The sequence below is a fragment of the Bacillus sp. EU52 genome (assembly GCF_037964975.1).
GTDB lineage: Bacteria > Bacillota > Bacilli > Bacillales > Bacillaceae > Bacillus > Bacillus subtilis.
Window position 1 is genome coordinate 3,766,216 of the sequence record NZ_CP150177.1, and the last position, 18,097, is coordinate 3,784,312.

The window sequence follows — 18,097 nt, forward strand, 5'->3', positions numbered from 1 at the left end:
CAATATCATTCTTCTGTATCATCAGACTTCTTAAATTCGTTTTTCTTTACGTTTTCAAACGGATCTGTTTTAGAGTGCGGTGAAACGGCTTGATAGCCAAGGCGTTTGCGCGCCTCCATCGCGTACTCAGCGTCTTGTCCGTGATCAACGTATTTCAAGTGAGTAGAAGAGAACGTTAATTCGTCCACATTTTCAGGAAGCATCAATTCATCATACTTCTCTTTTGTCAGCTTAGGAGCCTCGTTCTGAGTCTTTTTCACCCAGCTGTTAAAGTCTTTTTCTGTGACTGCATTCACATCAAACTCTTGGTCTGCAAAATGTTCACCTGTGAAGTTCGCGTTGCGGCCTTCGTAAGTACCCACTTTGTCAGCCTGTAAGTATTGATCCATCAGCATTCCTGCCATCGCATATTTTTGCCCTCCAAGCTGAGGAATCCATAGCGAAGCCATTGAATCTGCAGATGAGATTTTGAACAAGATCGGGCGGTCGACAGGAATGTTTAAGTAGTTGACCGTTTCAATATCCTGTTCAGGGTAGCTAAATACCCATTTCCAGTCTACCGAAGTAGCATAAACAACAAGAGGCTCTTTGTCTTTTGTTGCTTCAGGAGCTTTTTCTAACGAATATATCGTCTGTACTGTTGGCACAGAAAGTGCAATGACGATTAAAATTGGGATCACTGTCCAGACTACTTCTAAAAACGTGTTACCGTGAATTTCTGGGTTATAAGATCCATTATCTTTGCCTTTACGGTCGCGGTATTTTACTAAAATAATGGTAAATAGAACAAAGACGACCCCGACGATAAACAGCATAAATCCGATAGATAACAGGATTAAATCACTTTGCTGTTCAGCTACAGGTCCTTTCGGATCTAGTACTGAAGCATTGCTGCATCCCCCAAGGACGAAAACCACAGTTAACAGCGCTAATACAAGCAACGGTTTTAATGCTCTGAACAAGAAGATCACCATCCTTCCTATTGATGTAATAAATCTGAAGTGCATACTTCCTCAAAATCTTTTCTCTACTTTGTTATGCTATCAAAAACTTCACTTATTAGCTTTATTTTTTTATAAACTTCATCCCATTTTCGCTTAAATGTCATAAAATCGACAAAAATTGCTCCAACTTTATTCACATCTATCGCTTAAGATGAAAAGTTTCTAGTTATTTCCGCATATAAAGTAAAGAAAGATGATGAAGAACTAATTCTGACAAATTAAGGTTTACCACAATAAAAAACTTAGGTCAATCAAAAATTTCATTTTGTTAAACTTTCTAGATAGGAATTATTTTTTCCTTGTCTAGCATCTTTTCACACGGTTACCATTTTAACGCATCAAATATTGAAAGAAAAGGCGCAATGAAGAGCCAATATGCTCTGAATTGTCCGTATTTTTTTATGAGAGCATCCAGTTGTTTATCTTATACAAAAAAGAGGAATGATATAAGCAAATAAATAAAAAATAGGATGTGTTGCATGATGAGTTTTCTTATTTCACTTATCGTCGCTATTATTATCGGATGGCTTGGAAGCCTGTTTGTAAAAGGAGATATGCCCGGAGGAATTATCGGGTCTATGATCGCAGGTCTTATTGGCGCCTGGATCGGACACGGGCTGCTTGGAACATGGGGGCCGCACCTAGCGGGATTTGCCATTATTCCAGCGGTAATTGGCGCAGCCATTGTTGTCTTTCTAGTAAGCCTGTTAACCAGAAAAAGAGGATAAAAGCAGCAGCACCCGAAGCGTCAGCGCTTTGGGTGTTTGTTTTGCCATAAAAATCGAAAAAGCCTCAACCCTAGCGGTTGAGGCTTTTGACTGGTTTGGCGCCCAACTGGTCGATAAACCTTCTGAAGGCTTGTTTTCCTTCTGTTGTCTGTTTAAACACACCGGCGTGTTCAAGAATGCGAGCGAATACATGTCCCAGCTCTTCTTTTATGACTAGATCTGCATTCTCTTTTGTTATGGTTCTTTTTTCCATCATCCGAATAGCCCACTCACTATGTTTTGCCGTGAGCGGATTTTGTTCTAAAGCTGTTTTCGGATCAGCAGAGCATAGCGCCGCTGCCGTTTCTTTCATTTCCTCCTGTAAGCGGCCTGGCAATATCGCCAATCCCATGACCTCAATCAGGCCGATATTTTCTTTTTTAATATGGTGAACTTCCTTATGGGGATGAAATATCCCTAATGGATGCTCCTCATCCGTCCGGTTGTTCCTCAGTACGATATCGAGTTCGTACAAGCCTCCCCTGCGCCGTGCAATCGGTGTGACCGTATTATGGGGCGTATCGCCTGTATAGGCGGCAATGCCGGCTTTTTCATCGGAATACGTCTGCCACGTGCGGAAGATATGGTCAGCAGCTTCGGCGACATGACCCGGTTCGTCTCCTTGGAGCCTGAGCACAGACATCGGCCACTTCACTAAGCCCAGCGACACGCCGGGATAATCGTTTAATTCATAAACGTCTTCCGCTTCTGCACGTGCCATTGGAAAATCATGCGCGCCGCCTTGGAAATGATCATGGCTTAGGATGCTGCCGCCGACAATCGGCAGATCCGCGTTTGAACCGATAAAATAATGCGGATATTGGCCAAGAAATGACAGCAGCCTTTCAAATGTTTTTTTGCTGATCTCCATCGGTTCATGTTCACCTTTTAAGACAATGCAGTGCTCCGGATAATAGACATATGGCGAGAATTGCAGGAACCATTGTTCGTCCTCAAGGATGACCGGAATGATTCTGTGATTTTGCCGGGCTGGATGATTCACGCTTCCCTCGAAGCCGACATTTTCTTTACACAGCAAACACATCGGATAATTTGTCTGTTCCTGCTCTTTTGCAGCCGCAATCGCTTTCGGGTCCTTTTCAGGCTTTGATAGGTTAATGGTCATTTCCAGCTCGCCATATTCGGTCGGCACCGTCCAATGAACATTTTTGGCGATTCTGTCAGTCCGTATATAATAGACATCCTCTGAATATTGATAGAATTCCTTTGTCGCCTGTTTTGGGCCGTATAATGCTTTTGTCTCTTCAAATTTGCGAATGACCTCGGACGGGGCAGGCACAAAACAGCCCATCAGCTTTGCGCTGAGCAGGTCACGGTACGTATCTGTATCCGCTTCCATTCGGCCGGTTTCGGCAGCCCATTTATAGATGGGAGCTAGCAAGTCCGGCAGGCTTTGTGACTGCTTGATGCTGGTGCTGGAGTTCGGCTCGGGATGTGTGATGCCCAGCGCTTCATAAAGACGGTTTCTCGTATATTCCCGATCCCAGATCGAAATCAATTTTCGTTCCAGGCCATACTCAAGCAGCTGTTCCAGATGTTCAAAAATACTCATATGTCACTCCCCCTTTAGTTCTCTCGCTCCCTCTCCGATATCCGCGACATAAAAATCCGCTCGGAGCCCTGTTTTTTCTTGATATCTGTCTCCAACCTTCTGAATAAAATCATCAACGAATTCATCTTTTACAATGCTGATGGTGCATCCGCCAAAGCCTGCTCCCGTCATTCTTGATCCAATTACACCTTCGTGATCCCATGCCGCAAACACAAGCTCATCAAGTTCAGGGCATGTTACTTCATAGTCATCCTTCAATGAAAGGTGGGATTCCTTCATTAACTGCCCGATTTCATCTATATTGTTCTCTTTGAACATATGGGCCGTCTTAATAGCACGATGATTTTCGTATACAGCGTGCTTTGCCCGGCGTCTGTTCGTTTCATTTTGGATCAGGCTGGAATGCGCATCGAAATCAGAAGGCTTGATGTCGCCCAGTGCGGCAATATCGAGGCCTTTTTTCAAATCAAGCAATGCATCATTGCATTCTTGGCGTCTCGTATTATAGCTTGAGTCAGCCAATGTCCTTTTTTTGTTCGTGTTCGCGATGACCAGCGCGAGGCCTGAGACATTGAGTTTGCTATATTCATAGTCAAGCGTGTCGCAGTTCAGCAGCATCGCATGATGTTTTTTCCCCATTCCAATTGCAAATTGGTCCATAATTCCGCAATTGACGCCGATAAAATGGTTTTCCGCATGCTGCGCCATTTTCACAAGCTCAAGCGCATCTACTTCAGGATGAAAATAGCTTCGGAGCACGACCCCCATCAGCAGTTCAATAGAAGCGGAAGACGACAGCCCCGCCCCGTTTGGAATATTCCCTGAAAATACAATGTCAAAGCCATGGGGAACTGCATATCCCCTCTGTTGAAATTCATAAATCACGCCTTTTGGGTAGTTCGCCCAGTCGTCTTCTTTTTGATAGCGAATGTCGTCAAGGCTGCATTCCTTGATGCCTGCGTTTCTAAAGTTATCTGAATACATCCGGACAAGCCCGTCGTTTCTTTCTGCAACAGCAGCATATGTACCCATTGTCAGCGCGCACGGAAAGACATGCCCGCCGTTATAGTCTGTATGTTCTCCAATCAGATTCACTCTTCCAGGTGCGAAAAAAAACCGTAACCCCTCTTTTTCTCCGAATACACTTGCAAATATCCCCTTTAGCTCTTCCCGCATGTGCAATCACCTTTCTGGTTTTTATTTTTTATTCCCCTTATTTCTCCATAGAAAACGGCAGATCATATGCTGCAGTCCTCTCATACACCTTCTTCCTTTGTTTTTTTAAAGACGAGCCATTTGCTCGCAACATAGTTGACGACAACAATGACCGCGTTGTCGAGTATTTTGGCCAAGGTTTCATTTGTATTGAACTGGCCGACAAGAATGATCATCATGCCTAAATCTATGCCGAGAGACAGGACCCGAACGCTGAAAAAAGCAGTGAGCTCTTTCAGCAGGCTCTGCAGATCATGTGTTTTTTGCTGAAACACATATAATTTATTTGTTATGTAAGCAAACAGCACGGACAAAATCCAAGCGGCGACAGTGGCGGCTTTGTAATCCATATTCATGATCTCTACCAATATATAAAAGCTGGCGATATTCACAATGGTTGTGAAAACCCCCATAATGATATACATAATTATTTCTCTATACTTCACTGATGTTCCTCGCTTTCTGAAAAACTTTTCAAAATTCTTGGCGTCTCGTGCTCTCTGTCTAAAGTGAAAAATACCGAGAGTGCGTCTAAAAAGCTGCGGAAGGTGGCTGGCTGGCCCAATACATATGATTGTTTGATGATTCCGTCGAGGACTGCACATATTATTTTAGCCGTATATTCAGGATCAATACAGGCGTCAATCAGCTTTCTCTCCTTCAGCCACTTAATATATAACACATTTTCTTCCACCCACAATTCGTACAGCCGGACATAGGCCTTGCATTTCTTTAAAACTTTATATGTCGGCATGTTCATGGCAAACGAGGTGATGTCCCACGACGGCTTATTTATGTAATAGGAATAAAGCAGTTCTGCAGCGTGTTTTGCAGCCTCGTCCAATGTCAGCGATTTCACTGACTCCCGCTCCATTTGATCAAGATACCCTATAATGATCTTTTTTTTCATCTGACGTTTTTCGAGAAGGTACAGCAGAAAATCGTCCTTGCTGACAAAATGAACATAAAATGCTCCTTTGCTGTACCCGGCGGCTCTGCTGATATCTTCTACAGAAACCGGATCATACGCTCGGTCAATCAACAAATTCACGCCAGCGTCTATAAAACTTTCAAATGTTGCTTCTCTTTTAATTTGAAATTTGTTTTTTTTCATATTTTTCTCCTGGCGGTAATGATTACCCTTATCTTACACCGGATCAATCTTTAGCGGTATTTATTTCTTTGAACGGTTATGCTATTCGGTTTCCCAGGGGTCATTTTTAATAGGCTAAATGATTTATTTTCATTTACATACTATCCAGTCAGTATTTAATTGTTTATTATTATAAATAAGGTCCATTGGTTATATTAGTCATTTTTTTAGGGAATAGGTAGGTGGTTTTTCCTTCAGTTTGTGAACACCGAGCAACTATGTGTGAAATTTGTTGTACTCGCCTCATCATCGCGCTGGCTTGTCTTTTATTGCCCGCATGTTGCAGGAAAACATTTTATACAATTGGAGGTTACTATGAAAACTCATGTTAAAAAAGATTTGGACAAAGGTTGGCATATGTTAATTCAAGAAGCTAGATCCATTGGATTAGGCATTCATGATGTGAGGCAGTTTTTAGAATCTGAGACAGCATCGAGAAAGAAAAACCACAAAAAAACCGTCCGGCAAGACTAGTCCGAACAGGCGGATCTATTTACCTCTGGCTTTTCTATCACCTGATCTGAGTTTTCACCATATCCTCTATTCAAAAGCAAATCGCTGCGCTGAGCTTGAGGACAAACGGTGTGTCAGCTAACTACGACAGACAGCCGGTGATGCGATCACCTCTTGGCACATGCATTGTCATAAAGAGGTGATGCGAACATGATAACCGTGCTCTGGTAAACAGCAGCTTTGCTGAGAACAAGCTGCATTCGGTGAGGTTTTGAAAGCAAACTCGTTTATACACGGCCGAGCTTGAAAACCTTCGCCTGTCTTTAGACCACTGTGTTCACCTCTTCACGACTTCCTTCTTTTTTCATCCTCCAGATATTGTTCAACGCATAAATCGGACTTTCAGTACATACCTATTGGTGTACCTTTTTGCTTACGTTTAGCGAATAAAAGGAGGAAAGCCATGTACAAAGCTGATTATAAACAGATTGCTGCAACGCCGTCTTTTCAAGCTTTTTTAAAGCAGAAACGCGCTTTTATTGTTCCTTCTGCGATTTTCTTTTTTGTCTTTTATTTTTCACTCCCTGTTTTGACATCTTATTTCACCTTTTTGAATGCACCGGCCATTGGAGCTGTTTCATGGGCTTGGCTGTTCGCCATCGCCCAATTCGCTATGACCTGGATACTGAGTACTGTGTATTCCCGGAGAGCCGCTCATTTCGATCAGTATGTAAGCGCTTTAAAAGAGGATCTGAAGGGTGAACAGACATGAATATGACTGCTTTTTTATTATTTTTGGCGATTGTTGGCCTGACGCTTATTATCACGTATTTTGCCGCGAAGCGGACGAAAACGACGAGTGAGTTTTATACGGCGGGCGGCGGGCTCACCGGCGTTCAGAATGGACTGGCAATTGCCGGTGACTACATGTCTGCCGCCTCGTTTCTCGGGATTGCCGGAATGATTGCGTTATATGGATTTGATGGCTTCTTTTACAGCATCGGTTTTCTGGTGGCTTATCTCGTTGTCTTGTACATCGTGGCGGAGCCGCTTCGGAATCTTGGAAAGTACACGATGGCAGACATGATTGCCGCTCGCTTTAAAGAAAAGAAAATCCGCGGTGTCGCGGCTCTCAATACCATTGCCATCTCTACTTTTTATATGATTGCCCAGCTCGTGGGGGCGGGTGCGCTGATCAAACTGCTTCTAGGGCTGGATTATACTATGGCTGTCCTCATCGTCGGAGTGCTGATGACCATTTATGTCGTGTTTGGCGGCATGATCGCGACAAGCTGGGTTCAAATTATTAAAGCCGTTTTGCTGATGGCCGGCACACTCGTGATTTCGATTATCGTGTTTTCGAAATTCGGCTTTAGCCTCAATACCATGTTTGAGCAGATGAAAACGGCTACTCCGCTGGGCGCTGATTTTTTGAATCCCGGAAATAAATACAAGGTGCCGCTTGAGACCTTGTCGTTAAACTTGGCACTCGTGCTGGGAACCGCCGGGCTTCCGCATATATTGATCCGGTTTTATACCGTTAAGGATGCCAAGACGGCCCGTACATCCGTTGTGTCAGCGACATGGATTATCGGTGTGTTTTATATTATGACGGTGTTTCTCGGCTTTGGTGCCGCAGCATTTGTCGGTTTTGACGCGATTACAGCGGCTGATCAAGCGGGAAATATGGCGGCTCCGCTTTTAGCAAAAGCGCTCGGAGGAGACTTTCTGTTCGCGTTTGTATCAGCCATCGCCTTTGCCACCATTTTGGCTGTCGTGACAGGGTTGGTGCTGTCTGCCGCCTCAGCATTTGCCCATGATATTTACAGCCAGATCATCAGAAAGGGAGAAGCAACTGAAAAAGAACAAATGAAAGCGGCCAGATGGGCTTCTGTCGCCGTGTCAGTGCTCTCGATTCTCCTTGCGATTTTTGCACAATCCTTAAATGTGGCGTTCCTTGTTGCACTCGCGTTTGCGGTAGCCGCCAGCGCAAACCTTCCGCTGATTGTGTTTACAGTCTTCTGGAAACGATTCAATGCCTCAGGCGCTTTATGGGGCAGCCTGACAGGCCTGATCAGCGCGCTTGTGCTGGTATCGATGAGCCCTAGTGTGTGGGACCCGGCCGGAGGTGCTATTTTTACCGGTGATCCGCTCATTCCGCTGTCTAATCCAGGAATTATTTCCATCCCGCTCGGCTTTCTCGGCGCGTGGCTCGGAACGGTGCTGTCGTCTGATAAAACAATTGATGAAGATACGTTTGCAGAAATTCAGGTGAAGGCGCATACTGGCGTCCATATGGAACAGGAATAAAAAAAGCTCTCTTTATAGAGAGCTTTTTCCTTGTCTTTTCTTCTGTTCTTCAGAAATCGCTTTTTCAAATACATCCTTGCCGGCAGCACCTGGAATTACAGTGTCGCCAATAATAAAGGTTGGAACGGCTGTGATGTCAGCCTCTTCATAAGCGTGCTTCAAGGCTTGGCGCTGCACGTCCTGATATGTTCTTGTTTCCAGTGCTGATTTGAATGCTGCACCGTCTAATCCCACTTCCTCGGCGAGCTTCGTCAAGATGTCAATGTCGCCGATATTTTGGCCCTCCTGGAAAAACGCCTGAAAGACACGGGTGTTGTATTCATGTCCTTTATTGTATTTCTTCGCAAAATGGAAGCCTTCAAACGCGAGGTCTGTATACGGATGGGGCGAGACGTTTGGAAAATTGATCTCAACTCCTAATTTCTCCGCCATTGGCTGAATTGATGTCTGCCACATGTACTGTTTGGAAGGATCATTGACCGGATCAAGCTGAGGAGATGGGCTTGGGCGCAGTTCAAACGGCATCCACTCGACATCAACATCCTTTCCTTTTATCGCTTCTTCAAAAGCGGCTTTTCCAACGAAACAAAATGGGCAGACGTAATCTGAATAAACTTTAATGTGTACTGTCATGATAATCTCCTTTCGTATAAATTGATTTTAAACTGTAACAATTAAAGTTACAACTGTTTTTTAAATAAAGAAGCCTGTAAAGGCTTCTTTTATGATTCCAGCAAACGCTGGGCAATATATTCTCCTTTTTTGCAGCCGCCTGGGCATGCATATAAAGCAGAACCGATTGTTTGTGTATATTCGTTTAACGCATCCTTTGCTGAAAGAGCCTTCAGCATCGGGATAAACTGATTGTCGGGATTTTTTTGAAAACTGATAAACAGAAGACCTGCATCCATATAGCCGGTTTTCGGATCAAGTCCTTCTGTGTAAGAGAAAGCTCTTCGCAAAATTTGTTTTCCCGTAGATTTCGCTAGACTGACGTGTGAATTAGACGGAATTTGATTCAGCTTCACGGGATCTGTTTCCTTTTTCTGTCCGAAAGGCGCCCCTGAGCTTTTTCTGCGGCCGAAGGTATCCTCTTGGTCCTTGAGGGAAGAGCGGTCCCATATCTCAAGGAACATTTTGATTTTCCGGAAAGCCATATAGGTGCCGCCCGTCATCCAGTCAGGCTCACCGGACTGAACCCACACGATCGAGTTCATCAAGCTGTCATCCTCCGTGCTCTGGTTGCCTGTTCCATCTTTAAACCCGAAGAGATTGCGCGGTGTTTCGCCATTTTTTCCTCCGCTTAAAAAGCCTTTGTTCACAAAGCGGACCTCACAAGTGCCGACCGCTTGATTTAGCAGGTTACGCAGCGCGTGAAACGCCACTTGCTCATCGTCTGCACATACTTGAATGCAGATGTCCCCGCCTCCCTGCTTTTCATCCAGGTTGTCATTGGGCATCGCTGGAAGAGCGGCTAGGTGCTTCGGCTTTTTGCTTTTCAGCCCGAAGCGGTCCTTTCCGTCTTTTTCAAAAAAGCTAGGCCCAAATCCGAATGTGACCGTTAAGTTGGAAGGGGATAAATCAGCAGACTCACCTGTATCCTGCGGCGGCAGATATTGATTTCTCTGCTCCGCTGACATTTTCTTGCCAGATGTCAGCATCTGTGTGAGACTTGTCCAGTTTCTAAATAACGTAATGATGTCGCTTTTGTCTTTTGCTGTTACATCCAGGGCAGCAAAATAGACATACGTCTGATGGGCAGTTGTGATTCCGGCCTGATGCTTTCCGTAAAACGGAACAATCTGCTCCTCCTCTTTTTCATCCTTTTTCGATGGCTTAGCCGCAGTCTGAACAAGCGGAGCGAGACCGCCGAGACCGCTGGCACCGATCGCAACGGCTGCCCCCGCCATCGCTCCCCATTTTAAAATGTCCCGTCTGTGAATTTGTTCTGGCTTTTTTTGTTCATCGCTCATGATGTTACAAAACTCCTTTTATAGCACATTCGCAATCTTCGACATGGTTTCAGAAAGAGTCGTCAGCTTTGTGCTCAGCTCTCTGATTTGCTTTTCACTTAATTTATCATAAGACGTATAGGACTGATCATTTGTTTTGTATTTTGCCATTAAAACTTCAAATTCGCTGAACTCCGTATCCAGTTTTTCCGTCAAGTCGGAGTGATCTTTTACAAGCGCGCTTTTCACTGTTTGATAAACGGCTTCGGAGCCTTCCACATTTGCCATAAGGTCAACTAAATCAATCCGTGAGTAGCGCTCTTCTTCTCCCGTGATTTTCGAAATTCCGGCTTCGTTCAGAAGCTCCATCGCGCCTGCAACAATTTGTTCAGGGGTTAATTTCAGTGATTGAATTGAACCGTCAAGCTCTTTTACATCTTTGAGAAGCTGGTCAGCTGTTGCCTTTTCCCCGGAAATATCTTGATCCTTCCAAATGGCCTTCTCAAGCTTATGGAAGCCTGTCCATTTGTCTCCTTCTTCAACATCGTTTTCTCGTGCATCAATTTTCGGGTCAAGATCTCCAAGGCTTTCAGCGATCGGTTCGATACGCTCGTAATAAACACGCGCTTTCGCATATAACGTTTTAGATTTTTCGATATCGCCGGATTTCACAGCGCTTGTAAATGCTTCAGTCGCTTTGACAAGCTGGCCACTCTGCTTTTTGACATAGCCTTTATACTCATCTGCTGCTTTTGCCAGCTGATCGCTAGCCTTTTTGCCGCTCTTCTTCGCTTCTGTCAGGTCTTCTAAGGACGCTTTCAGTGACTCGGATTCTGTCTTGATTTTTGCTGTATCCGGTTTGTCTTTTTGCGCTTCTGTGTAGATTGGCTGAAGATGCTTTTCGATTTCTGTATATTCGAATGGATAGTCGCTGCGAATATCATTTTCAAAGGAAAGCCAGTAGCTGTTTAACTCTTTCCCCTTCTTTTCAATCTCTTTTTGGTCTCCTTTTTCCGCTGAGTCATTCAGCTTAGAAATGATGGTTTCCATTTTATTTACGGATGCGGTGATTTCTTTAGTGACCCCGCTTTTTTCAGATGAAGCTTTTTCTTTAGTTGAAGATGTGTCATTGGCTCCGCAGCCTGCGCACAGCGCAAGGATGCATCCGGCTGATACAGCGATTTTTGTGAAATTCATTTCGTCAGTTCCTTTCCGTTTGTAAAATGTTTTGTCGCTTCTGAAACAAGCGCAATCAGTAAAAAGAGTAAAATCAACATTTGCGGAATCGTGCTGTACACAGACGGATAAATTCCCAGCACCGATACAGACGGCAGCCAGCTTTCTGCATCAGACGGAAGAATGCCCGCCAGTTGAAGGCTGTGAACGCCGGTTCCGAGAAATTTCACGCACATATACAGGACAACCGCCATTGATAGAAGAAAAAACGGCTTCAATGGAATGCGCATTCCGAGCTTGATCATCAGAACACCGACGATGACGAGAACGATAAGCCCTGCGGCAGTTCCGCCGATCAGTTCAGTGAGCGGAAGCTTCCCGACAAGCCCGATGAAAAAGATGACCGTTTCGAGACCTTCTCTTACAACTGCCAGAAATGCAATGAGCGCAAAGGAAAGCAGGCTTCGTTTTTTTAGTGCCTGTGACTTCTGGATATTGATTTTTTCTCTCCATTTATCCATTGAGGCGTTTCTGTGCAGCCACACCCCGACATACAAAAGCATGACAGCGGACAGTACGCCGGTAACGCCGCCAAGCAAGAAATTGTTTTCTCCGAATACACTGGAAGAGAACAGAACCGTGACACCGATGCCGGCTGCTAAGGAAACAGCCATGCCGGCGGACGCCCCACCCCAGATCCATGTCGAGGAACGTGTGACACGCGCTTTTTTTGTCATGGTTAATAGCGCTCCGATGACAAGGAGGGCCTCCATTCCTTCACGAATCGGGATCAGCGCCGCATCCCACCAGCTGTAGCTGCTTGAAGCGATCGGCTCGAGCAATTGAATCATTTCGTCAATTTGCTTTGATACCTTTTCAGGATGGCTGCCGATCTCCGCCTTCATCAGCGCCAGATTTTCCTCCGATGTCGTATAGGCTTCTTTCGATTGGGAAACGACGTCCCCCTCTACGGCGAGCCAGGATGTAACTAAATTGTCGATTGCGGATGATGCTTCATCCAATTGTTTTTTTTCTATGAACTGTTTTGTGTCTTTCAAGCTTTGTATATAGGCTGTTAAGGACGCCCTTGATTGACCTGAGGTTGTCTTTTTCAGCACGACAGCCTGCTGATAGGTTTCTAAATGAGACGAAAGCTCTTCAAGCTGTGTTTTGAGCTTGCCTGCGTCTTTATTGATAAAAGAAAGAGAAATCATTGCGATATTCGCGTCCATTTCGCTGTGAGAAGAAAGGTTTTCCTTCTTAATAGAAGGTTCTTCTTTTTTCCACTTCGCCTTGAAGGTTTCAAACGTTTGTTGTGCCGAGTCTATATCTCCGTCTTGTACGGATTTGATCATTTGCTTGTTTAATTGAATTAATGCAGCGATCGGATCATCTTCCGCATGTGCCGCAGAACCGAAAACCATCAACAAGCTGAATAGAATAAGTGCCAGCCCCCGAGCCATCATGTTCCTCCTATAATTGAAAATGATTATCATTGTATAACATAATCATAGCCAGTTCCTGTCCTTTGTCAATTAAAATTTGAAGGTCTGAAAACCTTGATGGACAGCAAAAAAGCTGTCCTTTTACAGAACAGCCTTTTGAAGGAAGATGAACGATTATCTTCCTGTTTTATACGTTTGAATTTCCTCCCGAAACTTGCGTGCAGCACTCTCAGGATCTTCCGCCTGACTGATGGCGCTGATCATACTGACGCCATCGGCCCCCGCTTGGATAACAGGTGCGGCATTTTCTATTGTGATGCCGCCGATGCCGACAATTGGAATGCTGATGCCTTGGCGGCGCACTGCTTCAATAAGAGATACCCCTTGTACCGCTCTCGTATCTTTTTTCGTTTCAGTCGGATAGATCGGCCCAAGCCCGACATAATCCGCTCCGTCTTCTTCGGCTTGCTTCACCTCAGACATCGTATGGGCAGAAACGCCGAGAATCATATCACCTATGGCAGCTCTTACCTCTTTCGCATTTGCGTCTTCCTGGCCGATGTGGATACCATCAGCTTTCAGCTTCAGAGCCATTTCCACATCATCATTGACAATGAACGGAATACCAGCCTCACGGCAAGCTGCCTGCGCTTTTTCAGCAAATTTAATCCGAGCCTCTCCTGTCAGCGCATCCCCGCCTTTTTCACGGAACTGGTACAGGGTGGCACCGCCTTTTAACGCTTTTTGTACAACTGTAACAGGATCGGCTTTCGTATTGTTTGACCCCATAATGAAGTATACAGATAATAACTCTTTCATCATTTCCCGAGAAATACGAGTCATGAGACAGTCACCCTTTCTATAGCCGCCCATTCTTGGACGTCTTGTTCAGTAACAGTTGAAAGCTTGTTCAGCAATTCAATCTGAAAGCTTCCAGGACCTTTGTCAGCCGTCTGCTGTGCGGCAAGCTGAGCGGCGACCCCATACGAAGAAATGGCCGCAATAGCAGCAAACAATGGATTTTCTTCCACAGCGCAAAACGCACCGACGACGGAAGTCAGCAGGCAACCGGCGCCTGTCACTTTTGTCAGCAGCTTGTGGCCGTTATGAAGGGTGTATACATGTGACGTGTCGGCTATGACATCAACTTCACCAGTTATCGCAATGACCGTGTTTAGCTTTTGTGCCGCCTGCTGAGCCAGCCGGATGATGTCGCCTCCGCCTTCACCCGCATCAACACCTTTGATCAGCCAATCGGTCACGCCGACGGTATGGGCAATTTCCGCCGCATTTCCTCTGATTGCATCAAGGCGCACCTCACGAATGATGTCACGTGCCGATTCAGTGCGGAACGGTGTTGCTCCGGCACCGACAGGATCAAGAATGACAGGAACGCCATGTTCATTAGCTGATTTTCCCGCGATGATCATCGCTTCAACTGACTCCTTGCTCAGCGTTCCGATATTTAAAACGAGTGCACCCGCAATCTTCGCCATATCGGCGACCTCTTCTTTTGCGTACGCCATAACGGGCGATGCGCCGAGGGCGAGCAGGCCGTTTGCTGTGAAATTCGTTACGACATTGTTGGTTATGCTATGCACCAGTGGGCTATGCCGGCGGACAGCAGTAAGACATTTTGCTGCTGATTGTGCATCCATGTTTGCATCATCCTTTACTATCTTTTTTCGGGTCCCATAAATACGATTTCGTATGTTCGAGCCAAGCTCTGGCCGCAAACGACAAGTACCGGTCCTTTCTCCAAATAATGGCGAGGTGCCAAGGGATGACCGGATCGACAAGCGGAATGACTTTCACTTTTTCCGGGTCAAGGCCGCGGCAGATTCGTTCCGGCAAAAGTCCGATCCCAAGGTTGGCTGATACCATCTCACTGATAAAATCCCATTGTGATGTTTCATAAATGATATGGGGCCGGAACCCAGCCTTGATACATTCCGTCATAATTCGGTTGTGCAGGACAAAATCCTCTCTGAAGAAAATAAAAGGCTCGTCCTTCAACTCACGCAGCTGACATTCTTTCTCATCAGCCAGCCGGTGGGAAGGGTGAACGACAAGCATTAAGGTTTCTTTTACGATTGTAAACGAATGAAAGATATCTTCGTTTGCGGGAAGGACCACAACGCCGATATCAAGAGAGCCGTCCCCGACACCTTCTTGGACTTTTATAGAACCGTCTTCGACTAGCTGAAAGGTGACATTCGGATAGTTTTCACGGAAATCGCCGAGCACTCTGGGGAAAAACCCCGATCCGATCATCGGCGGCAGTCCAATCCGTACGTGCCCTTTCTTGACTTCCATAATATCATTTAATTCTGACGTCAGGTTTTGAAATGATTTAATGATTTCCTGCGCCTGCACATACATGCTATGACCAGCATCAGTCAGTTCCACCTGCCTGCCGTTTCGGTAAAACAGTTCAATTCCGAGCTCTTCTTCTAAATTTTTGATCATTTTTGATATCGTCGGCTGAGAAACATAAAGGGATTGGGAAGCCTTCGTAAAACTTTTTAAACGGGCGACTTCCAAGAAATATGTTAAATGGCGGATATCCATGCGCTTCACCCTTTCTATAGACAAAAGGAATACTTCTTATTCTTAATATATATTTTACCTATAGAGAGACCTTATGTACAATAAGTATATAAGGGAGGCATCAATATGAAAAAACTGTTGCTAACCGTTATTCAAATCGCTCTGTTATTTATATTTGCTCGGCTGATTAATTGGGTGACAGCCCTTCTTCATATAAATATTCCCGGCAGTATAATAGGGATTGTGATTCTTTTCACATTATTGCACTTTAACATTATCAAGCTTGAATGGATCGAGCTTGGCGCGGCGTGGCTTCTCGGGGAGCTGCTTTTATTTTTTATCCCGTCTGCCGTCGGAGTGATTGAATACGGAGACATTATGTCGAAATTTGGTGTCAGCATTCTGCTTGTTGTCATCATCAGCACGTTTGTCGTGATGGTGTCTACAGGAACGCTTACACAACTCATTGCAAAGAGAAAGGAGAAAAAGCATACGTGTTCATCGGAATTGTAAGTTTGTTTTTAACTGTTTTGGTGTATTTAGGAGCAAAAAAGGTATATCAACGCTTTCCGCGTGTTTATACGTCGCCGCTATTGGTGACGCCCGCTGTGTTAGTCGGTCTGCTGCTGCTGGTGAATGTCCCGTACGAGTCCTATAATCTCGGCGGCGGATTGCTGACCGATATGCTACAGCCGGCCACCGTGGCATTCGCGATCCCGCTATATAAATATTTCCCTGTTTTAAAGAAATACGCAGTGGAAATTATCTTGAATGTGGCCGTCGGTTCATGCATCGCGATTATTTCTACCGCTCTTATTGCGAAATGGCTTCACCTCGGCACCGGCTTAATTGACAGCCTCGTCCCGAGATCAGTGACAACGCCGATCGCGATGAACGTATCTGAAATGATCGGCGGAATGCCTGCCGTCACAGCCGTGTTTGTGATTTTAACCGCTTTGCTCGGCACAGTGATCGGCCCGATGGTCATCCGTTATTTCCGCATTGATAACGAAATTGCGCGGGGCGTGTTGCTTGGCACAAGCGCGCACGGAGCGGGAACGTCAAAGGCATTTGAGCTCAGCTCTGTGTCCGGCACAATTTCAAGCGTATCGATGATCTTAGCTGCGATTATGACGCTTTGCGCGGCGCCATTTTTGCTTTCATTTATGTAAAAAACTGTCCTCTCGAGGGCAGTTTTTTTTATGTGCTTCCCCTTATTGAAAAGCTGACGAATTCCAATATAATGTATTTGTGGATACCAAAGGAGGCACCCTGATGCACAACTTGCAGGTGAGACGGCATTATGCCGCGTTAAAAGGATTTTATTTGTTTGCTTTTCTCGGTACGGGCAGCATGATTCCCTTACTCAGTATGTATTTAACGAAGGAACAGCATTTAAGCGGATCACAGGTCGGCTTGATCATGTCACTGGGCCCGATTGTGATGATTTTCTTTCAGCCGTTTTGGGGCATGCTGAGCGACTATACGCAAAAAACGAAAGGCCTGCTGGCGGTTTGCACATCAATCACAGGCATCATTGGACTAGGCTATATTGCATTTGACAGCTTTCCTCTGTTTATTTTGATTGCGGCCTGTTTTGCAGCCTTTCAAAGCACGATTATTCCACTTTCGGACAGCATTTCACTAAGGTACACACAAGAAACAAACGGCAACTACGGCGGAATCCGCCTGTTTGGTTCTCTCGGCTTCGGTGTCGCGGTGTTTGCCATGGGACAGGTGACGAACCAGCTGTACCCCATTCACGTGATCTTTATCTTTGGCTGTGCCTTTCTATGCATTGCTGCCATATTGGCTTCACAAATGCCCGGCCAGCAGAAAACAAAAACAAAGGTCAATATCCGCAAAGGATTCCGGGAGCTTATCAGCAACAAAACTTTCCTCATCTTTATGATCATCACCTTTACGACATTTGCTCCAAACTTAGCGAACAATACGTATTTCAGTCTTTTTCTGGACAAAAGCGGCGCGTCACTTTCCGCTATCGGCATTTTATTTTTCATCGGTGTCATTTCAGAAATTCCATTTATGAGATTCGCCCAAACATTTATAGATAAAATGGGGCTGCTCAACGTCATTATGCTGTCAGGCGGAGTCTCATTATTCAGGTGGGCGCTCTATTTCACGGCGCCTTCACTATGGATCATTTATGCGACGGTCTTTCTTCAGGGAGTGGCCATCGGTTTATTTATCCCGGCGGCGCTTCAATATGTAAAAAAGATTACCCCAAGACACGTTGAAGCGACGGCGCTGACCATGTACGCCGCCATTGGCAACGGGTTCGGCAACTGGTTCTGCACATTTGCAGGCGGGTACATTTTTGACTACGTGTCGATTTTCGCGGTCTACTTGCTTTTTGGCATTCTGAGCATAGCAGGCTTTGGCCTGACATTATATTTAATGAAGGCTGAAAAAAACAAACATACACTTCATCAGCCGGCTGTTACTTTTAAATCATAATGACTATAATGAACAAAAGAA

General features: G+C 45.2%; 19 protein-coding genes. 7 read left to right on the top strand and 12 right to left on the bottom strand.

Annotated features, from left to right (window positions below; translation table 11 throughout):
• Positions 1-5 precede the first annotated feature (5 nt).
• Positions 6-971 (bottom strand): cytochrome aa3 quinol oxidase subunit II, encoded by a 966-nt coding sequence (gene qoxA, locus NSU05_RS19355; protein WP_010886637.1) that lies wholly within the window; start codon positions 969-971, stop codon positions 6-8.
• 515 nt (positions 972-1,486) lie between these two features.
• On the opposite strand from qoxA, the gene NSU05_RS19360 reads away from it, so the two are divergent.
• A complete protein-coding gene (locus NSU05_RS19360) occupies positions 1,487-1,732 on the top strand; it encodes a GlsB/YeaQ/YmgE family stress response membrane protein (protein WP_009968363.1) in 246 nt (81 codons plus the stop codon).
• A gap of 70 nt (positions 1,733-1,802) precedes the next feature.
• Here NSU05_RS19360 and galT read toward each other — a convergent pair whose 3' ends face one another.
• From galT to slrC, 4 genes are all read right to left on the bottom strand, one after another.
• The gene (gene galT / locus NSU05_RS19365; RefSeq protein WP_038429824.1) at positions 1,803-3,344 is read right to left on the bottom strand and encodes a UDP-glucose--hexose-1-phosphate uridylyltransferase; all 1,542 of its coding nucleotides are present in this window, start codon (positions 3,342-3,344) and stop codon (positions 1,803-1,805) included.
• 3 nt (positions 3,345-3,347) lie between these two features.
• Complete coding sequence (locus tag NSU05_RS19370) at positions 3,348-4,520, bottom strand: galactokinase (RefSeq protein ID WP_015250940.1); 1,173 nt, start codon at positions 4,518-4,520, stop codon at positions 3,348-3,350.
• A gap of 80 nt (positions 4,521-4,600) precedes the next feature.
• Entirely contained in the window at positions 4,601-4,984 is a 384-nt protein-coding gene (locus NSU05_RS19375) for a GtrA family protein (RefSeq protein ID WP_038429825.1), read from the bottom strand.
• Between the two features lie 17 nt (positions 4,985-5,001).
• Positions 5,002-5,673, bottom strand: coding sequence for a transcriptional regulator SlrC (gene slrC, locus NSU05_RS19380; RefSeq protein WP_014478350.1), 672 nt, complete (start codon positions 5,671-5,673; stop codon positions 5,002-5,004).
• 354 nt (positions 5,674-6,027) lie between these two features.
• Here slrC and slrA point away from each other — a divergent pair, with 354 nt between their 5' ends.
• The 3 genes from slrA to NSU05_RS19395 all read left to right on the top strand — a co-directional run bounded on the left by slrA (position 6,028) and on the right by NSU05_RS19395 (position 8,475).
• Positions 6,028-6,186 (top strand): transcriptional regulator SlrA, encoded by a 159-nt coding sequence (gene slrA, locus NSU05_RS19385; RefSeq protein ID WP_003243648.1) that lies wholly within the window; start codon positions 6,028-6,030, stop codon positions 6,184-6,186.
• A 442-nt stretch (positions 6,187-6,628) separates the two neighbouring features.
• Positions 6,629-6,937: a DUF485 domain-containing protein gene (locus NSU05_RS19390; RefSeq protein WP_038429826.1), complete on the top strand. Its 309-nt coding sequence runs from the start codon at positions 6,629-6,631 to the stop codon at positions 6,935-6,937.
• A complete protein-coding gene (locus NSU05_RS19395) occupies positions 6,934-8,475 on the top strand; it encodes a cation acetate symporter (RefSeq protein WP_038429827.1) in 1,542 nt (513 codons plus the stop codon). Before NSU05_RS19390 ends, NSU05_RS19395 begins: the two co-directional genes overlap by 4 nt.
• 12 nt (positions 8,476-8,487) lie before the next feature.
• Here the strand turns inward: NSU05_RS19395 and NSU05_RS19400 are convergent, their stop codons facing one another.
• From NSU05_RS19400 to NSU05_RS19430, 7 genes are all read right to left on the bottom strand, one after another.
• The gene (locus NSU05_RS19400; RefSeq protein ID WP_038429828.1) at positions 8,488-9,108 is read right to left on the bottom strand and encodes a DsbA family protein; all 621 of its coding nucleotides are present in this window, start codon (positions 9,106-9,108) and stop codon (positions 8,488-8,490) included.
• Between the two features lie 89 nt (positions 9,109-9,197).
• Positions 9,198-10,448 carry an iron uptake transporter deferrochelatase/peroxidase subunit gene (efeB, locus tag NSU05_RS19405; protein ID WP_029318658.1) on the bottom strand — a complete coding sequence of 417 codons (1,251 nt, stop codon included), beginning with the start codon at positions 10,446-10,448 and terminating at the stop codon, positions 9,198-9,200.
• 18 nt (positions 10,449-10,466) lie between these two features.
• Positions 10,467-11,624, bottom strand: a complete 1,158-nt coding sequence (gene efeM / locus NSU05_RS19410; protein ID WP_015384997.1) for an iron uptake system lipoprotein EfeM — start codon at positions 11,622-11,624, stop codon at positions 10,467-10,469.
• Positions 11,621-13,066, bottom strand: coding sequence for a ferrous ion permease EfeU (gene efeU, locus NSU05_RS19415; protein WP_038429829.1), 1,446 nt, complete (start codon positions 13,064-13,066; stop codon positions 11,621-11,623). Before efeU ends, efeM begins: the two co-directional genes overlap by 4 nt.
• Before the next feature lie 156 nt (positions 13,067-13,222).
• The gene (gene thiE, locus NSU05_RS19420; RefSeq protein ID WP_038429830.1) at positions 13,223-13,891 is read right to left on the bottom strand and encodes a thiamine phosphate synthase; all 669 of its coding nucleotides are present in this window, start codon (positions 13,889-13,891) and stop codon (positions 13,223-13,225) included.
• Entirely contained in the window at positions 13,888-14,706 is an 819-nt protein-coding gene (gene thiM / locus NSU05_RS19425; RefSeq protein WP_038429831.1) for a hydroxyethylthiazole kinase, read from the bottom strand. Before thiM ends, thiE begins: the two co-directional genes overlap by 4 nt.
• A 7-nt stretch (positions 14,707-14,713) precedes the next feature.
• Positions 14,714-15,619, bottom strand: coding sequence for a LysR family transcriptional regulator (locus tag NSU05_RS19430; RefSeq protein WP_003227377.1), 906 nt, complete (start codon positions 15,617-15,619; stop codon positions 14,714-14,716).
• 105 nt (positions 15,620-15,724) lie between these two features.
• Between NSU05_RS19430 and NSU05_RS19435 the strand changes: the two genes are divergently transcribed.
• The 3 genes from NSU05_RS19435 to NSU05_RS19445 all read left to right on the top strand — a co-directional run bounded on the left by NSU05_RS19435 (position 15,725) and on the right by NSU05_RS19445 (position 18,076).
• A complete protein-coding gene (locus NSU05_RS19435) occupies positions 15,725-16,111 on the top strand; it encodes a CidA/LrgA family holin-like protein (protein WP_003227375.1) in 387 nt (128 codons plus the stop codon).
• Entirely contained in the window at positions 16,093-16,770 is a 678-nt protein-coding gene (locus NSU05_RS19440) for a CidB/LrgB family autolysis modulator (RefSeq protein ID WP_003227371.1), read from the top strand. Before NSU05_RS19435 ends, NSU05_RS19440 begins: the two co-directional genes overlap by 19 nt.
• 103 nt (positions 16,771-16,873) lie before the next feature.
• Positions 16,874-18,076, top strand: a complete 1,203-nt coding sequence (locus NSU05_RS19445) for a major facilitator superfamily domain-containing protein 6 (protein ID WP_015714923.1) — start codon at positions 16,874-16,876, stop codon at positions 18,074-18,076.
• The last annotated feature ends 21 nt before the right edge of the window (positions 18,077-18,097 follow it).